Origin of the sequence: Herbiconiux sp. VKM Ac-2851 (assembly GCF_013205105.1) — a bacterium.
GTDB lineage: Bacteria > Actinomycetota > Actinomycetes > Actinomycetales > Microbacteriaceae > Herbiconiux > Herbiconiux flava.
Genome location: NZ_JABMLJ010000001.1, coordinates 73424 through 88547 on the forward strand (window position 1 = coordinate 73424; position 15124 = coordinate 88547).

A 15124-nucleotide genomic window follows, 5' to 3' on the forward strand; every position below is an offset into this window, starting at 1 on the left:
ATTGGCTACGCTGTCGACATGGATGCCAGCACCGACGACCACACGGCCACGGGCACCGGCAGCGATCGGGCCGACGACGCGCGCCTCGCCGGGTTGGGCGCCGACCGCTTCGAGCAGCTGCGCGTCGCCGCGGTCGAGAAGCTCGACCTGCTCGACACCCCCGCCGAGGAGCGCTTCGATCGCATCACCCGGCTCGCCCGCGAGCTCTTCGGCGTGCCGGTGGCCGAGATCAACCTGCTCGACGAGACGCGGCAGTTCACCAAGTCGCCGCAGCAGCCGGGCACCTCGCCGGTCAGCGAGCGCGCCCAGTCGTTCTGCGACATCACGATCCAGAAGCCCGACGTGCTCGTGGTGCCGGATGCGACGAAGGACGACCGCTTCAGCTGGCGGTCGACCGTCACGGGTGAGCGCCACATTCGCTTCTACGCCGGGGCGCCGCTGAACCTCGGGGACGACTACAACCTCGGCACGCTCTGCCTCGTCGACTCCTCGCCGCGCGAGTTCGGGCCCGACGAGGTGCGCCTGCTCGAGGAGCTCGGCTCCTGGGTCGAGCGCGAGCTCGAGGACAGCAAGGACCAGGACCGCGCGGCCCTCGTGCAGCAGAGCCTGCTGCCGCGGGACCAGCCGGCGGCGCCCGACTACGACGTGGCGGGCACGAGCATCCCGAAGAAGGTCGTGGGCGGGGACTTCTACTCCTGGCATGCCACCGCCGACGGGCTCGAGTTCACCCTCGCCGACGTGATGGGCAAGGGCACGGGCGGCGCCATCATGGCCGCCACCGTGCGCGCCGCCTTCCTCTCCCGCTCGGGCGACGAGGTCGCCGAGACCGTCTCGGCCGTCAACGAGCAGCTGCTCGACGACCTCGGCCAGACCTCCAGCTTCGCCACGCTCGTGCACGGCGTCATCGACACGGCCAGCGGGCGCATCCGGTACGCGGATGCGGGCCACGGCCTCTCCGCGATCGTGCGTCGCGACGGCTCGGTCGAGCGCCTCGACGCCACCGGTCTGCCGATCGGCATCGTCGAAGGCGGGCACTGGGGTGTCGGCGAGGCGGCACTCGGAGCGGGGGAGAGCCTCGTCGTCTTCACCGACGGCGTGCTCGACCTGTTCGGCGGAACGCTCGACGCCCTCGACGAGGTCGCGGCCATCGTCGCCGCGGCCGACGGACCGCAGGCCGCGGTCGACCGGTTCGCCGCCCTTGTCGCGTCGCACGGGGCGGACGACGACGTCAGCGTGGTCGTGGTGTCGCGCCGGGGCTAGCCCTCGCTCGGAGGCTCGACCGCCTGCGGCGCCTTGCTGATCGTCCACACGTTGCGCTCGTCGATGCGCTCGTAGCGGAGCTCGTCGACGAGGGCCTGGATCAGCGCGATGCCCCGGCCCGACTCGCTCAGCTCGTCGGGCATGGCGCGGTCGACGAGCACGACCCCGCCCGCATCCGCCGTGTCGGAGAGCGAGGCGTGCAGACCGTCGGCGTCGCTCGTCACCGAGAGCACGCAGGTCACGCCGCCTTCGCCCGAGGCGTGCTGGATGACGTTCGCCGCCAGCTCGATCAGCGCCGTCTCGAACGCCATGCGGTCGAACTCGCCGACGCCGGGATTCGCCTGCCAGATCTGTTCCAGGAACTCGTGCACCGCATCCACGTCGTCGGGCGGGGAGCTGAACAGCAGGTTGCGCGCCGCCTCAGTCACGGTAGGCCCCCTCGACGCTCTCGTACGGCGGGAGGATCGTGTCGACGTTCGACAGCCGCAGCACCATGGACACCTGGGTCGAGGGGGCCACGATCCGCAGGTCGCCGCCCTTCTCGCGGGCCGACTTGAGGCAGCCGATCAGGGCCCCGAGGCCGGAGGAGTCCATGAAGGCGATGCGGCTGAGCTCGACGACCACCCGAGGGTTGCCCGCCTCGACCTCCCGGAGCACCGTCTCGCGGAGCGTCGGGCCGGACACCATGTTCAACCGGCCCTCACCCCGGATGACCACGACGCCGTCGCCGATCGTTTCGGTCTGGAACTCCATGCCCCGGTACCCCCTAGAAGTAAGCTGGGTCAAGGCTATCGAAAGGAGGGGTGGTGTCAGACCCGGAGAAAGCCATCGCGCGCATCGTGCAGACCTACCCCAACGTGAAGGTCGTCCTGAGCGACAGCGTCTTCAACGACTCCTACTTCCACTCCGCCGGGCCCGACGGCGGCACGCTCTACATCAACGCCGAGCTGACCTCGATCATCGCCGCCCAGAAGGGCTGGACGGGCTCGATCATCACCTCAGAGGCGCTGCCGGAGCAGTGAACCTCCCCAACGCCATCTCGATCGGGCGGCTGGTCGTCCTGACGCCGTTGTTCGTCGTGGCGCTCCTGGTGCTCGACGACCCGCTGCTGGCGCTGGTGCTGCTGATCGTGCTGGGCGTCACCGACTGGGCCGACGGCTTCATCGCACGGCGCTTCGACCTCGTGACCGAGCTGGGCAAGCGGCTCGACCCGCTGGCCGACCGGGTGAGCCAGCTCGCCGTGTGCGTGACGCTGGTGATCGCGGGGCTGGTGCCGCTCTGGATGGCTCTCGTGCTGGTCGCGGGCGATCTGCTGCTCGGGATCGTGATCCTCGTGGCGCGGCCCGACACGGTGCGGGTGCGGTGGTTCGGCAAGCTGCGGACGGTGCTGCTGATGGTGGGGTTCCCGCTGCTGCTGCTCGCCGAGTGGGTGGCGCCGGCTCCGTCGGTGCCCGCGGGGGTGGCGCTGGCGTTCGTCGGGGTAGGAGTGGTGCTGCACGCGCTGGCGAACGTGCAGTACTCGATCGTGACGGCGCGGGAGGCACGGGAGCGCGTCTGAGCTCCGTGGGTATGCCGTCCGAGGCCCGTCCGTTTCCTCCTCGGCTCCGAACAGGAGGGGATGGCCCCCGGTGTGGTGCCTTGCGGTGACCGCCGCTCCGGAACACAGTAGGAGCAGCACCATCGCGGGCACCGGTCGACGACGACGGGGGCTCGCCGCACCACTCCGGCAGCGTGGCCGGGAAAGGACGATCGATGATCGGATCAGAGCACCAGCCGGCCAACCGCACCGGCTGGTTCGCCGTCGAGGGAGCCTTCGCCGCCGCGGTCGCGGCCCTCGCCGGGAGCCAGGCGCTCCTGCTCGTGGCCGCCGGGAACAACGTCTCGTCGTGGAGCGCGGCGGCCCTGTCAAGCCTCCTCTCGGCGCTGGGCGCCGGAGCCTGGGCGCTGATCGTGGGCCTGATCGCCTGGCCGCTGCTCAACCGGCGATCGCTGACGACGCGGGAGCGAGGCTTCGCCGTGCTGCACATCGTGGCGATCGGCACGGCCGTGCCGTGGATCGTGCTGGCGCTCGTGCTGGGCTCGTGGCAGGCGACGACGATCACGATCGTGGTCGCCCTCGTCTCGGGCGGCGCCGGCGGCTTCTTCGCGGCCCGCTCGGTCTGGATCGGCCGCCGCCTCCCGGCGCTCTCCTCGACCCCCACCTACTTCACGGCGCGCCGCGGCGACCCTCTCCACCGATGACGCGGCGGTGAGCGGGCCGCCCGGCATCGGGTGCGCGGGCGGCCCGCCGTCGCCGAGGGGGTCAGGCGCCGGGGGCGTCGCGGTCGTCGGTCAGGGGAACCGGGCGGTCGTCGTCGAGCGCCTCGACCCGGTCGCCACGGTCGGTCGTGGCGACGGTGGGCGCGTCGTCATGGGCGACGGTCTCGGGGTCGAGGTCGTCGGGCTGGTACTCAGAGACGATCGGCGGATCGGGCTGATCGTCGGGCGCGACCCGGAGGGACTCGTCGCTCATACCGTGCCGTTCTCCGGTCCGTCCGAGATCTCCTCGACGGTCTCGCCGGTCTCGGTCGCGCTGAGGGAGAGCGCGATGTCGGCCTGGCTGATGATCCCGACGAGGTCGTGCCCGTCGATCACCGGCAGGCGGCGCACCTGGTGCGCCTTCATCGTCTCGAGGGCCTCGCGCACGTCGTCGTCGGCCCCGATGGTCACGGGCTTGCCCTCGGCCAGGCTGCCGGCGGTCACGGTCGACGGGTCACCGCCGTCGGCGATGCACTTCACGACGATGTCGCGGTCGGTCAGCATGCCCTTCAGCCGTCCGTCGTCACCGCAGATCGGCAGGGCGCCGGTGTCGCGCTCCCGCATCAGCCGGGCGGCGTCGACGAGGGTCTCACCCTCCTTCACGCACTGGGGGTCGGGTGTCATGATGTCGCGAGCGGTGGTCATCGCGTCCTCCTCGGTCGTGGCCCGACTGCGGAGGCCGTACCCCCGCCGCCGAGCCGTCGGTCACTCGTGCTGCCGACCCTACGACCGTCCGCCCCCAGCGGCCGGGGCTTGACACCACCCGCCCCCACCAGCCTTTCGCGCTCCGCTCGGGCGCGGGCTCGGGCTCGGCGCTAGGGGGTGAGAGTCGGAGGCGTCAGCCCGAGCTGCTCGAGGTCGGCGGCCGAGAAGTCGGCGGCCCGTGCGGCCTCGTAGGCGCGGCGGTGGGTGGCACGGGCGTCGAGGTAGTCCTGCTCGGCGTCGGCGCGGTCGTTCGCGGCGGTGGTGAGCACGCGGATGGCCTCGGCGCGCGCGAGCCTGGTCCTCTCGGACGGCGCCTGCGAGGCGGTCGTGTCGAGGGCTCGCGCCTCGCCCATGATCCGGTCGGGGTCGAGGTGCAGCATGCTCATGCGCAGATCCTAGGGTCGAGGGACCTTCGCTGCGGGGAGGTGGACGGTGCGTCTGCGGCGTCGATTCGAAGGTCCGATGGTGGGGGCGGTGCCCGGGAGGTGCCCGCCCGGGAGGGATTGTCGGAGTGGTCGTCGGAGTCGTGCTGTGACCCGGGTGCGGCCGGCGCGGGGGAAGCGCCGGCCGCACTGCGGCCGGTCGTCAGCCCAGGTGCGCCTGCAGCGCCGTGTAGGTCGCCGCCGAGATGGCCTGCTCGCCGCCGAGGACGACGATGCGCGTCGGGTTCAGGCGGTCGAGCTCGGTCGCCGTGGCGGCCGGGAGGCCGTCTCGGGTGACGAGCAGCACCGGAGCGTGGCGGGCGATGGCCGCCGCCGAGCCCGAGAGCGCGTCGGGGAACTTCTCGCCCGAGGCGACGTACACCGTGTGGGTGTCGGTCGTCGAGAACGCGTCGGCCGAGACGGCCGAGGCCACCACGAAGCGGTCGGCGCCGCCGATGCGCGTGACGGGCTTGATCGCCTCGAGCGCCGTCTTCGTCGCGTCGGAGACCGCGTTCGGGCCACCGAGCAGCACGATCTTGGCCGGGTTCAGGCGGCGCAGCTCCGCGGCGACGTCGGTCGGGACACCGTCGTGCCGTACCAGCAGCACCGGACCGCCCTTGACTCCGGCGGCAGCCGACCCCGCGAGGGCGTCGGGGAAGTCCTCGCCCGAGGCCACGTAGGCGACCGGACGGTCGGCCCCGAAGGCCTCCTTCGAGATCGCGGCCGACACCACGAAGCGGTCGGCTCCGCCGATGCGCTCGACGACATCGCTGTAGGTGCCGAGCGCCGTCTCGACCGTCTTGGTGATGGCCTGCTCACCGCCCACGACGACGATGCGCTGGGGCTTCAGCCGGCGCAGCTCGGCGTCGACCTCGGTCGAGATCGCGTTCTTCCGCACCAGCAGCACGGGGCCGCCGTCGGCGCCCGCCGCGGCCGACGCCGACAGTGCGTCGGGGAAGGTCTCACCCGAGGCGATGTAGGCCGTGCCCACCTCGGGCTCGAAGGTCTTCTGCGAGACGGCGGCCGACACGGCGAAGCGGTCGGCGCCCCCGATGCGCTCCATCGTCGCGTCGACGGTGAGCGTCACCGTCACCTCGGCCGACAGGCACGGCAGCGTGTCGGCGATCTTGATGCAGTACGTGAAGCTGTCGACCCCGAGGTAGCCGGCGGCCGGCAGGTAGCTGAAGCTCCCGTCGAGCTCGACGTCGAGCGTGCCGTGTGCGGGGTCGGTGGCCGGGGCGGCGAAGACGCCGGCCCCGAGGTTGAGGTCGTTGGCGAGCAGGCCCTGCGCGGCCGCGACGCGGAACGTCACGCCCGAGCCCACGGTGTAGCTGTCGGCCGTCGCCGTCGGCGGCACGTCGTCGGCGTGCGCCGCGGTCGGCACGAGCACGGCGCCCGCCGCCACGGCCAGAATGCCCAGCGCCGAAGCGGCGCGACGCGCCCGCCGCCTGCCGGCCCGGTTCGTTGTCGAGATCGTCATGATCACCCTCCTGAGTGTGAGTTTTACTCAGAACAGTGTGACATATCCTCGTGAACCCGTCAGCCCCTGTGGAGAACCGGGAACGACGATGGGCCGGGAACCGAAGTCCCCGGCCCATCGCCGGTCAGATCAGACTGCCCTTACGCCGCGAACGCGAACCCCGCGTCCGAGGAGGACGACGCAGCCGCAGCAGGCGCGGAAGGCCGAACCGCGAGCGCCCCGTCCACCGCATCCACGGTCACCGAACCGCCGTCGTTCAGCGACCCGTCCACGAGCAGCTCCGCGATCGCGTCGTCGACCTTCCGCTGGATCAGCCGACGCAGCGGCCGGGCGCCGTACTCGGGCTCGTACCCGTTGGTCGCGAGCCACGCGACCGCCGCCGGCGTCACCGTCAGCGCGATCGAGAGGTTCGCCAGCCGAGCCCGGGTGGACTCCAGCAGCAGCGACACGATCTGCTCCAGCTGAGCCTTCTCGAGCTTGCGGAACAGCACGATCTCGTCGATCCGGTTGAGGAACTCCGGCCGCATCGCCTCACGCAGCTTGCCCATCACGCGGTCGCGCAGCGCCTTGTCCGAGCCGAAGCCGTTCCCGGCGGCCCCGTCCGGGGATGCCGCCACGAACCCCATGGCCCCCGACCGCGAGGCCAGGAACTCCGACCCCAGGTTCGAGGTCATGATCACCACGGTGTTCCGGAAGTCCACGGTGCGCCCCTGACCGTCGGTCAGCCGCCCGTCGTCCAGTACCTGCAGCAGCAGGTTGAACACGTCGGGGTGGGCCTTCTCGATCTCGTCGAACAGCACCACCGAGTACGGGTTCCGGCGCACGCGCTCGGTTAGCTGACCGGCCTCGTCGTAGCCCACGTATCCGGGAGGGGCACCGACGAGGCGCGACACGGTGTGCCGCTCGCCGAACTCCGACATGTCGAAGCGCAGCATCGCATCGGGCGAGCCGAACAGCGACGACGCGAGCGTCTTCGCCAGCTCGGTCTTGCCGACGCCGGTCGGGCCGAGGAAGAGGAACGAGCCGATCGGCCGGTTCGCGTCGCCCATGCCCGTGCGGTTGCGGCGCACGGCCTTGGCGACCACGGTCACGGCGTCGTCCTGTCCGATCACGTGCTCGTGCAGCTCGCCCTCGAGGGCGGCCAGCCGGGCCCGGTCGACGTCACCGAGACGCGAGATCGGGATGCCCGTCGCGCGCGAGATCACCGCGGCGATCTCCGCCTCGTCGACCACCGCATCCGACTCGACGCCGCGCGCAGCGGCGAAGGAGGCCTGCTCGGCCGCCACCCGCCGGTTCACCGACGAGGCCTCGGCCAGCTGGTGCTGGACGTCCTCGATCTCATCGCGGATCCGCGACGCCTCCTCGTAGTGCTCGAGCGACACCGCCGAGTTCTTGGCGGCCTCGAGCGCGGCCAGGTCGGCCATCAGCGCACCGGTGTCGACCACCGACGCCACCTTGCCGAGCGACAGCCTGAGCCGCGCGCCGGCCTGGTCGATCAGGTCGATCGCCTTGTCGGGCAGGAAGCGGTCGCTGACGTAGCGGGCCGAGAGCTCCACCGCGGCCGAGAGGGCCGCGTCGGTGTACGAGACACCGTGGTGCTCCTCGTACGCGGGCCGCAGTCCGTGCAGGATCTGCACGGCATCGGCCTGGGAGGGCTCGCCGACCGTCACGGGCGAGAAGCGGCGCTCCAGCGCCGGGTCCTTCTCGATCGCGCGGTACTCCTTGAGCGTGGTGGCGCCCAGCAGGTGCAGGTCGCCCCGGGCCAGACGCGGCTTCAGGATGTTCCCGGCGTCCATCCCGCCCTCACCGGAGCCACCCGCGCCGACCACGGTGTGCAGCTCGTCGATGAAGACGATCAGCTCGTCCTTGTGGGCCGAGATCTCGTCCATCAGGGAGGTCAGGCGCTCCTCGAAGTCGCCACGGAACTTGGTTCCGGCGAGCATCGCGGGCAGGTCGAGCGAGACCACGCGCTTGTCGCGCAGCTGCTCGGGCACGCCGCCGTCGACGATCGCCTGGGCGATGCCGTCGACGATCGCGGTCTTGCCGACGCCGGCCTCACCCACGAGAACCGGGTTGTTCTTGGTGCGGCGCGAGAGGATCTCGATGGTCTGCTCGATCTCGTCGAGCCGTCCGATCACGGGGTCGAGCGAACCCTCGCGGGCGAGCTCGGTCAGGTCGGTGCCGAACTTGTCCAGGGTCGGGGTCTCGGATGCGCGGCTCTCGCCGTCCGCCCCAGCCTCACCGCGAGCATCCGTCGCCGCGGCACCCGTGGCACCGAGGTTCTGACGCATGCCCTCCTGGAGGGCGTCGGGGGTGACACCCGCCTGGGCCAGCACCTGACCGGCGGGGGAGTCCTGGTTGATCACGAGCGCGAAGAAGAGGTGCTCGGGGTCGATGTAGGTCGAGCCGGACGCGCGGGCCACCTGGTAGGCGTGGAACAGCGCGCGCTGGGCCGACTGGGTGAGCGCGGGCGCGGTCACGCGATCGGTGCTCGCGGCGGGAAGGCGGAGCTCGGCGGCGCGGGCGATCGCCGCGGGGTCGGCTCCGACGTTGCGGATGGCTTCGGCCGCGGGCTGCTGCGGCGCGATCGTGCGCAGGATGTGCAGCGCGTCGAGCTCGCGGTGGCCGTGCTCGACGGCGTAGCTGCCGGCTTCGGACAGCAGCTCCTGCGTGCGGCGGCTGATCAGCTTGCTGAGGTCGATGGAGCGACCGGCGCGCGCGGCGCGCTCGCCCTCGAGGTAACGGGCGAGGAATTCGTCGAACGATCCGGCGCCCTCATTGGGGGTGAAGTTCTCGGGCACGAAACCTCCTGGTTTGAAACTTGAGTGCCTTACGCTCAAGTTCAACGCTGGAGGGCCCCGCTTATTCCCGAGGGTGGCCATCGGCTTCGTGACGGGCTCGGATCCGCTTTAATGGCGGCGAGGAGACCGCCGAGGGGGCGGTTCCGTGAAGGGGGACCACCATGACCAACACCGACGGCCTGCAGACCATGCCCGTGGCGACGAAGCGGAGCATCGCCGTGACGCTGATCGTGCTCGGCATCGTGTTCCTCGCCGGCGGCATCGCCTGGGACCTCAACGGCGGGCCGGCCTTCATCCACACCTTCACCTGGGTCGGCGGCGCGATCTTCGCCTGGGGCGTCGTCACCCTCGTCAGCACCCGGCGCTCGGCGCTGAAGTAGCTGCAGCCCTCAGCCGCGCCCGCTCGTCAGCAGCGCCCGCGCGGCACGGGTGACGAGTTCCCGGTCGGTCGTCAGCACGAAGTCGTACTCGCTGCCCGGACGCTCGGACGGGTCGACCTCGCGCGCGGTCAGCGCGGCGGCGTGGTCGGCGGTGAGCACGATCACGTCCCACTCCGCGGCGAGCCGGTCGTCGTCGGCGATCACCCTGTTCTGCGCCGGCGCGGGGAGCCCGGCCGACTCGCCCACCGTGAACACGGTGAGGAGGCAGCCGCGGTCGACGAGCCACTCGTAGCGCGCCCGCGTCCCCGGCGTGACGTTGGCCTCGCGCTGGAAGGTCGCGAGCAGCACCGCGGTGTCACCGCCCGCCGAGGCCCGCTCCTCGAGGAAGCGGCTGACCTGCAGCAGCAGTCCCCGCTCGGCGCGACGCGGCTCGATGGCGGTGGCGACCAGCTCGAAGGGGGTAGCCGAGGTGTCGACGGCGGCAGCGGCCGCCGCCGAGCGCGACACCTGCGCCCGCCACTCGTCCCGCTCCTCGCGGCTCGTCGCGACGGGGGCGGCGGCCGAGGCCGGGGCGGGGCGGCCGTAGTGCCAGCCCTGACCGAGGGTGGCGCCGAGCGCACGCGCCATCACCTCGTGCCGCTCGTTCTCGATGCCCTCGGCGAGCACCAAGGCCTCGCTCCGGCCGGCGTAGTCGGCGATGGCGGTCATGATGCGGGCCGCGTGCCGGTCGGGCCGCTGCCGGATCAGCCCCATGTCGAGCTTGATCACGTCGGGCGCGATCAGCGGCAGCAGGGCGAGGGTCGCGGGTTCGGCGCCGAGGTCGTCGACGGCGATGGCGTGCCCGAGCTCCCTCAGTCGACGGATGGCGCCGAGCAGCCGCCCGGTGTCCTGCCCGAGCGCGCGCTCGGTGATCTCGATGGTCACCGGCAGGCCGCGCCGCAGGGCAGCCGGCAGCTCGCGGCGCCAGAGCGTCGGCGGCTCCACGTTGAGGAACAGCTCGTGCGCGTCCCGGCCGCCGAACGCCCCCGCGGCGTCGACGGCGCGCTCGAGGCAGTCGGCGTCGACGCTCTCGATCCGGCCGCTCGCGTAGGCGTCGGAGAAGGCCACGTCGGGCGTCACGACTCCGTCGCCGTCGGCGAACCGCGACAGCGCCTCGTGGGCGACGACCCGGCCCGACGAGATCTCGACGATGGGCTGGAACGCCGTCCCGACGATGTCGATGCCCCCGGAGACCATCTCCCCAGTATGTTCACCCGCGGTGCTCACACCCAATCCGGGGACCACCATTGACGGCGCCCGTTCGCATCCGTACCTGCTCGTCCATGCCATGATTCCGGCAGGGGGTCTTCTGTCACCATGAGCATCAACACGCGCCGCGCCGCTGCGGCTGCCGCCTCGATCGCGGTCGGCCTCGGCCTGCTGGCTGCCTCGTCGCCCGCCGCGGCCCAGGTTCTTCTGGAGCGCGCGCCGACCACTGCCTCCGTGACGGTGTCCGTCGACGTCGCACCGGAGGCCACCTGGAGCACGGGGGCCCTCGTTGGTGTCCGATTCGTGCCGAAGACCGGTGGAACCGGCGGATGGTTCAGTTGGACGGTCCGCCAGAACGATGCGCCCTTCACCGCCGAACTCGCTCCTGGCGAGTACGCGGTCGTCGTCGACTATCGCGACTATCGAGGCGACGACACGACCACGGGTGGCCGCCCCCTCCTCATCACCGCCGTGGCGGGTGAATCGCTCTCGATCGAGCCTCAGCTGCTTCCCGAGGCGACCGTCTCAGGAACCATCTCGAGCGCGCACGGCATTCCCGACCGCATCCTGCCCACCTTCATCGATCCGGCGTTCGCGGGCTATCCGATCCAGCATGATCTGCATGCGCGCATCGACGCCACGACCGGTCGCTACACCGTGTCCGACCTGCCTCCCGGCCGCTACGACTTCGCGCTCACCGCGGAACGGGAGCGCTGGCTTCCCGAGTGGTGGAAGGACTCTCCCACGCGGGAGGGTGCGACCCCCGTGGACATCGCAACCGGTCAGGCGCTGACCGGCTACGACGTCGAGCTCACCAACCGTCCCGCCATCGACGGCACCGTGACCACGACCGACGCGACGGGGGCGATCGTCCCGGCGGAGGGCGTCACGGTGACGCTGGACCCCGACGGCGACTCGAGCGACGTGACCACCGTGACGGACGCGGCCGGCCGGTACGAGATCCTGGTGGACACTCCGGGACGCTACGACGTGTCGTTCGGAAACGACGCCGGACAACTCGATCCCATCCCCGACTCCCGCAACTGGGTGCGGGTCGAGCTCGGGTCGCGCGACTTCCAGGACGGCATCGTGTACGCCGGAACCGACGTCACAGTGGAGCGGGCCGGCAGCATCGAGGGGCGGATCACGGTCTGGGACGGCCGCAGCGACGCCCGGGTCGTGGTGAATGCGGAGCGCCGCGATCCCGTGACCGGGGAGTGGACGAACTTTCCATCGGGGCCGACCGGCTGGAACTACCGACTCGCCGGCCTCCCCGCCGGTGACTATCGGGTCCGCTTCGTGCAGGCGCACAACCAGGACAACCACGACGAGTACCGCAGCGAGTACTTCGACGACGAGCTCTACCCGCAGGACGCCCGACTCGTCACCGTGCGCGCCGCCGAGACAACGACCGGTGTCGACGCCCGCATGGAGGCGCGCAGCTACTCGATGTTCCGCATCGGCGGCGCCGATCGCTACGCCGTCTCCGCCGCGGCCTCGAAGAGCACGTTCGAGCCGGGTGTTCCCGTCGTCTATCTGGCCAGCGGAGAGAACTTCCCCGACGCGCTGAGTGCCGGCCCGGCAGCGGCCCATCGGGGCGGGAGCCTCCTGCTGACCGCCCGCGCGACTCTGCCGGCAGCGACACGGTCGGAGCTCGAGCGGCTGCGCCCGCAGCGGATCGTCGTGGTCGGCGGCCCGGCCGCGATATCGTCTGAGGTCGCCGCCCAGCTGGCCGGTCTGGCCCCGTCGATCCAGCGCATCGGCGGCGCCGACCGTTACGAGGTCAGCCGGAAGGTCGTCGCCGACGCCTTCTGCGGCCGGGTCGATGCCACGTCCTGCCCGGCGATCGGAGCCGCTTTCGTGGCGACCGGCTCGAGCTACCCCGACGCCTTGTCCGCCGGTCCCGCGGCAGCGCATCTCGGCGGGCCCGTGCTGCTCGTGAACGGCTCTGCCACCGAACCCGATGCGCAGACGGCTGCGCTGATCGGCCGCCTCGGCCTGGAGAAGGTCTACATCGCCGGCGGCCAGGCGGCGGTCGGCGCACCGATCGAGTCCTGGCTGCAGCGCCGGGTGGGCAGCGTCGAGCGCATCGCCGGCCTCGAGCGTTTCGACACCTCGATGAACATCGCCTGGCGGGTCTGGGGTCACGCGGAGGCGGTCTACTTCGCGTCGGGGGAGAACTTCCCCGACGCGCTCAGCGGTGGGGCTGTCGCACCCCGCTCGGATGCGCCCGTGATGCTCGTGCGGAGAACCTGCATCCCCGATACAACCCGGCAGGTGATCGACATCCTCAACCCCATCGACATCACCCTGCTCGGTGGCCCGACCGCTCTCGCCGACGGCGTCTACCGCTACTCGAGCTTCTGCCCGCAGGAGGACTAGCCGGAGCTACAGCGACGCGATCAGCGTCTCCCGCACCTGGCGCCGCAGCACCTTCCCGATCAGCGAACGCGGGAGGTCGTCGACCGCCACGATCCGCCGCGGCACCTTGTACGCCGCGAGCCGCGTGCGGCAGTAGTCGCGCAGCCCCTCGACGTCGAGCGTCGCGCCCGGCCGCAGCACGACGGCCGCGGCCACCTCCTCGCCGCCGCTCGCCCGCGGCAGGGCGACCACGGCGGCGCTCTCGACATCCGGATGCGAGCCGAGCGCGTCCTCCACCTCGGTCGGCGAGACGTTGAAGCCGCCCGTGATGATGAGCTCCTTCAAGCGGTCGACGATGGTCACGAAGCCGTCGGCCGAGACCGAGGCGATGTCGCCCGAGCGCAGCCAGCCGCCCGAGAGCAGCGTCGTGGCGGTGTCACCCGGCCGCCCCCAGTAGCCCTGGAACACCTGCGGCCCGCGGATCAGCAGCTCGCCCGGCTCGCCGAACGGCAGGTCCTCCAGCGTCGCCGGGTCGACCACGCGGATCTCCGTCGACGGGAACGGCACCCCCACGGTGCCCGGCCGGCGCGAGGGCCCGATCGGGTTGCCGAGCGCCACGGGGGAGGTCTCGGTCATCCCGTACCCCTCCACCAGCAGGCCGCCGGTCGCCTCCTCCCAGTTCGCGACGGTCGCGACGGGCAGGCTCATCGCGCCCGAGATCGCGAACCGCACGCTCGACAGGTCGATGGATCCGCGCGACGCCGCCCGCGCGAGCTGGTCGTAGATGGGCGGGACGGCGGGAAGGAAGGTCGGGGGCGAGGTTCGCGCAGCATCCGTCACCAGACCGAGGTCGAACTTCGGGAACAGCACGAGCTTCGCGCCGATGCTCATCGCGAAGGTGAGGCAGAGCGTCATGCCGTAGGCGTGGAAGAGGGGGAGCACCCCGTAGAACGTCTCCTCCCCGTCGAGGAGGCCCGGCACCCAGGCGCGGCCCTGTGCGGCGTTCGCCCGCAGGTTCGCGTGGGTGAGGATGGCGCCCTTCGGCGTGCCGGTCGTTCCGCTGGTGTACTGCAGCAGCGCGATGTCGTCGAGCGCAGGCCCCGCGACCCGGCGCGACACGCGACGGTGGTCGAGCAGCTTCGCCCAGGTGAGCGGATGCGCGGCCCGCGGCGTCGCGGTCAGCTGCGCCCGCGACTCCCGGGCCTTCTTCACGGGCAGCTTGAGCGCGAGCCGCTTGCCGAACGGCAGCGCCTCGGTGATGTCGACGCTGACGATGCGGTCGAGCGTGAGGTCGGCGGGGAAGCCGGCGAGGGTGTCGAAGGTCTTGTCCCAGACGATCGCGACGCGGGCACCGTGGTCCTCGAACTGGTGCCGCAGCTCGCGGGCCGTGTAGAGGGGGTTGTGCTCGATCACGATGGCGCCGAGGCGCAGGGCCGCGTAGAACGCGACGACGTGCTGCGGGCAGTTCGGCAGCACGATCGCGACGCGGTCACCCTTGGTCACGCCGAGCTTCCGCAGGCCCTCGGCGGCGCGCTCGATCTGCTCGCCCAGCTCGCGGTAGCTCGTGACGGCGCCGAAGAACTCCAGCGCGGGCTTCTTGCCGTAGCGCGCGACGCTCGCCTCGATCATCTGCGGCAGCGTCTGGCTGGGCGCCTCGATCTCGTCGGGCACCCCGTCGGCGTAGGCCGCAAGCCAGGGACGGCTCTCGTAGGGATTCGGGCGGGGCGGGGCCTGATCGGTCATGACTCCATCCTGGCCTCGTCGGCTGGGCCGGTGCTCGACACGCCGGGCTCGGCCGGCGGTGCCACGGCCCGGCCGCGCAGGGTGTCGGCCGGGTAGCGGGCGTACCGCTCGAAGTACAGGGCGGCGAAGCGCGACGGATGCGCGAAGTGCCAGTGCCGGGCGATCTCGTTCACGGTCGTGCGCCGCCCGGGTGCCCGGTCCGCCGCTTCGGCCACGAGCTCGTCGTGGGCGCGCGCGAGCCGGACGCCGCGGAGGTAGCCGAGCGGGGTGGTGCCGAGCCGCTTCTTGAACGCGTGCTGCAGGCCCCGCTCCGACAGGTGGGCGGCCGCCGCGATCTGGGCGAGCCCGATGGGTTCCCTCGCCTCGGCGCGGATGAACTGGCACGCCATCAGCACGGGGTCGGTGGGGTGGACCATGTCTGTCATT

General features: G+C 71.7%; 16 protein-coding genes. 6 read left to right on the forward strand and 10 right to left on the reverse strand.

Going from position 1 to position 15124, the window contains the following annotated elements:
- The first annotated feature begins 18 nt into the window (after positions 1-18).
- Positions 19-1260, forward strand: coding sequence for a PP2C family protein-serine/threonine phosphatase (locus HQQ85_RS00355; RefSeq protein WP_173180534.1), 1242 nt, complete (start codon positions 19-21; stop codon positions 1258-1260).
- On the opposite strand, the gene HQQ85_RS00360 is transcribed toward HQQ85_RS00355, so the two are convergent.
- On the reverse strand, positions 1257-1688 hold the full coding sequence (locus HQQ85_RS00360; protein ID WP_173180535.1) for an ATP-binding protein: 432 nt from the start codon (positions 1686-1688) through the stop codon (positions 1257-1259). The genes HQQ85_RS00355 and HQQ85_RS00360 overlap by 4 nt on opposite strands.
- On the reverse strand, positions 1681-2013 hold the full coding sequence (locus tag HQQ85_RS00365) for an STAS domain-containing protein (RefSeq protein WP_173180536.1): 333 nt from the start codon (positions 2011-2013) through the stop codon (positions 1681-1683). Before HQQ85_RS00365 ends, HQQ85_RS00360 begins: the two co-directional genes overlap by 8 nt.
- Positions 2014-2066: 53 nt before the next feature.
- Between HQQ85_RS00365 and HQQ85_RS21495 the strand changes: the two genes are divergently transcribed.
- From HQQ85_RS21495 to HQQ85_RS00380, 3 genes are all read left to right on the forward strand, one after another.
- Positions 2067-2282, forward strand: a complete 216-nt coding sequence (locus tag HQQ85_RS21495; RefSeq protein WP_173180537.1) for a hypothetical protein — start codon at positions 2067-2069, stop codon at positions 2280-2282.
- Positions 2279-2818: a CDP-alcohol phosphatidyltransferase family protein gene (locus tag HQQ85_RS00375; RefSeq protein ID WP_173180538.1), complete on the forward strand. Its 540-nt coding sequence runs from the start codon at positions 2279-2281 to the stop codon at positions 2816-2818. The genes HQQ85_RS21495 and HQQ85_RS00375 overlap by 4 nt, the downstream gene beginning before the upstream one ends.
- Before the next feature lie 194 nt (positions 2819-3012).
- Positions 3013-3501 carry a hypothetical protein gene (locus tag HQQ85_RS00380; RefSeq protein WP_173180539.1) on the forward strand — a complete coding sequence of 163 codons (489 nt, stop codon included), beginning with the start codon at positions 3013-3015 and terminating at the stop codon, positions 3499-3501.
- 61 nt (positions 3502-3562) lie between these two features.
- On the opposite strand, the gene HQQ85_RS00385 is transcribed toward HQQ85_RS00380, so the two are convergent.
- The 5 genes from HQQ85_RS00385 to HQQ85_RS00405 form a co-directional block, all read right to left on the reverse strand.
- Positions 3563-3772, reverse strand: a complete 210-nt coding sequence (locus HQQ85_RS00385) for a hypothetical protein (protein WP_173180540.1) — start codon at positions 3770-3772, stop codon at positions 3563-3565.
- Positions 3769-4203: a CBS domain-containing protein gene (locus HQQ85_RS00390; RefSeq protein ID WP_173180541.1), complete on the reverse strand. Its 435-nt coding sequence runs from the start codon at positions 4201-4203 to the stop codon at positions 3769-3771. The genes HQQ85_RS00385 and HQQ85_RS00390 overlap by 4 nt, the downstream gene beginning before the upstream one ends.
- A 170-nt stretch (positions 4204-4373) precedes the next feature.
- A complete protein-coding gene (locus HQQ85_RS00395; RefSeq protein ID WP_173180542.1) occupies positions 4374-4649 on the reverse strand; it encodes a hypothetical protein in 276 nt (91 codons plus the stop codon).
- A gap of 199 nt (positions 4650-4848) precedes the next feature.
- Positions 4849-6165 carry a cell wall-binding repeat-containing protein gene (locus HQQ85_RS00400; protein WP_173180543.1) on the reverse strand — a complete coding sequence of 439 codons (1317 nt, stop codon included), beginning with the start codon at positions 6163-6165 and terminating at the stop codon, positions 4849-4851.
- 140 nt (positions 6166-6305) lie between these two features.
- A complete protein-coding gene (locus HQQ85_RS00405) occupies positions 6306-8966 on the reverse strand; it encodes an ATP-dependent Clp protease ATP-binding subunit (RefSeq protein ID WP_173180544.1) in 2661 nt (886 codons plus the stop codon).
- A gap of 161 nt (positions 8967-9127) precedes the next feature.
- Here HQQ85_RS00405 and HQQ85_RS00410 point away from each other — a divergent pair, with 161 nt between their 5' ends.
- Complete coding sequence (locus HQQ85_RS00410) at positions 9128-9346, forward strand: hypothetical protein (RefSeq protein WP_173180545.1); 219 nt, start codon at positions 9128-9130, stop codon at positions 9344-9346.
- A 9-nt stretch (positions 9347-9355) separates the two neighbouring features.
- On the opposite strand, the gene HQQ85_RS00415 is transcribed toward HQQ85_RS00410, so the two are convergent.
- Positions 9356-10582 carry an EAL domain-containing protein gene (locus tag HQQ85_RS00415; protein ID WP_173180546.1) on the reverse strand — a complete coding sequence of 409 codons (1227 nt, stop codon included), beginning with the start codon at positions 10580-10582 and terminating at the stop codon, positions 9356-9358.
- Positions 10583-10702: 120 nt separating this feature from the next.
- On the opposite strand from HQQ85_RS00415, the gene HQQ85_RS00420 reads away from it, so the two are divergent.
- Positions 10703-12976 (forward strand): cell wall-binding repeat-containing protein, encoded by a 2274-nt coding sequence (locus tag HQQ85_RS00420; protein ID WP_173180547.1) that lies wholly within the window; start codon positions 10703-10705, stop codon positions 12974-12976.
- Positions 12977-12982: 6 nt separating this feature from the next.
- On the opposite strand, the gene HQQ85_RS00425 is transcribed toward HQQ85_RS00420, so the two are convergent.
- Together HQQ85_RS00425 and HQQ85_RS00430 are read right to left on the reverse strand one after the other, a co-directional pair.
- Positions 12983-14698, reverse strand: coding sequence for a long-chain-fatty-acid--CoA ligase (locus HQQ85_RS00425; protein WP_173180548.1), 1716 nt, complete (start codon positions 14696-14698; stop codon positions 12983-12985).
- Positions 14695-15114 (reverse strand): helix-turn-helix transcriptional regulator, encoded by a 420-nt coding sequence (locus HQQ85_RS00430; protein WP_216851389.1) that lies wholly within the window; start codon positions 15112-15114, stop codon positions 14695-14697. The genes HQQ85_RS00425 and HQQ85_RS00430 overlap by 4 nt, the downstream gene beginning before the upstream one ends.
- Between the last annotated feature and the right edge of the window lie 10 nt (positions 15115-15124).

Bases quoted from the DNA above. Each gene is read 5' to 3' on its own strand.
- HQQ85_RS00355 (WP_173180534.1), top strand. From the start codon at position 19: ATGGATGCCAGCACCGACGACCACACGGCCACGGGCACCGGCAGCGAT.
- HQQ85_RS00365 (WP_173180536.1), bottom strand. From the start codon at position 2,013: ATGGAGTTCCAGACCGAAACGATCGGCGACGGCGTCGTGGTCATCCGG.
- HQQ85_RS00380 (WP_173180539.1), top strand. From the start codon at position 3,013: ATGATCGGATCAGAGCACCAGCCGGCCAACCGCACCGGCTGGTTCGCC.
- HQQ85_RS00385 (WP_173180540.1), bottom strand. From the start codon at position 3,772: ATGAGCGACGAGTCCCTCCGGGTCGCGCCCGACGATCAGCCCGATCCG.
- HQQ85_RS00390 (WP_173180541.1), bottom strand. From the start codon at position 4,203: ATGACCACCGCTCGCGACATCATGACACCCGACCCCCAGTGCGTGAAG.
- HQQ85_RS00395 (WP_173180542.1), bottom strand. From the start codon at position 4,649: ATGAGCATGCTGCACCTCGACCCCGACCGGATCATGGGCGAGGCGCGA.
- HQQ85_RS00400 (WP_173180543.1), bottom strand. From the start codon at position 6,165: ATGACGATCTCGACAACGAACCGGGCCGGCAGGCGGCGGGCGCGTCGC.
- HQQ85_RS00410 (WP_173180545.1), top strand. From the start codon at position 9,128: ATGACCAACACCGACGGCCTGCAGACCATGCCCGTGGCGACGAAGCGG.
- HQQ85_RS00415 (WP_173180546.1), bottom strand. From the start codon at position 10,582: ATGGTCTCCGGGGGCATCGACATCGTCGGGACGGCGTTCCAGCCCATC.
- HQQ85_RS00420 (WP_173180547.1), top strand. From the start codon at position 10,703: ATGAGCATCAACACGCGCCGCGCCGCTGCGGCTGCCGCCTCGATCGCG.
- HQQ85_RS00425 (WP_173180548.1), bottom strand. From the start codon at position 14,698: ATGACCGATCAGGCCCCGCCCCGCCCGAATCCCTACGAGAGCCGTCCC.
- HQQ85_RS00430 (WP_216851389.1), bottom strand. From the start codon at position 15,114: ATGGTCCACCCCACCGACCCCGTGCTGATGGCGTGCCAGTTCATCCGC.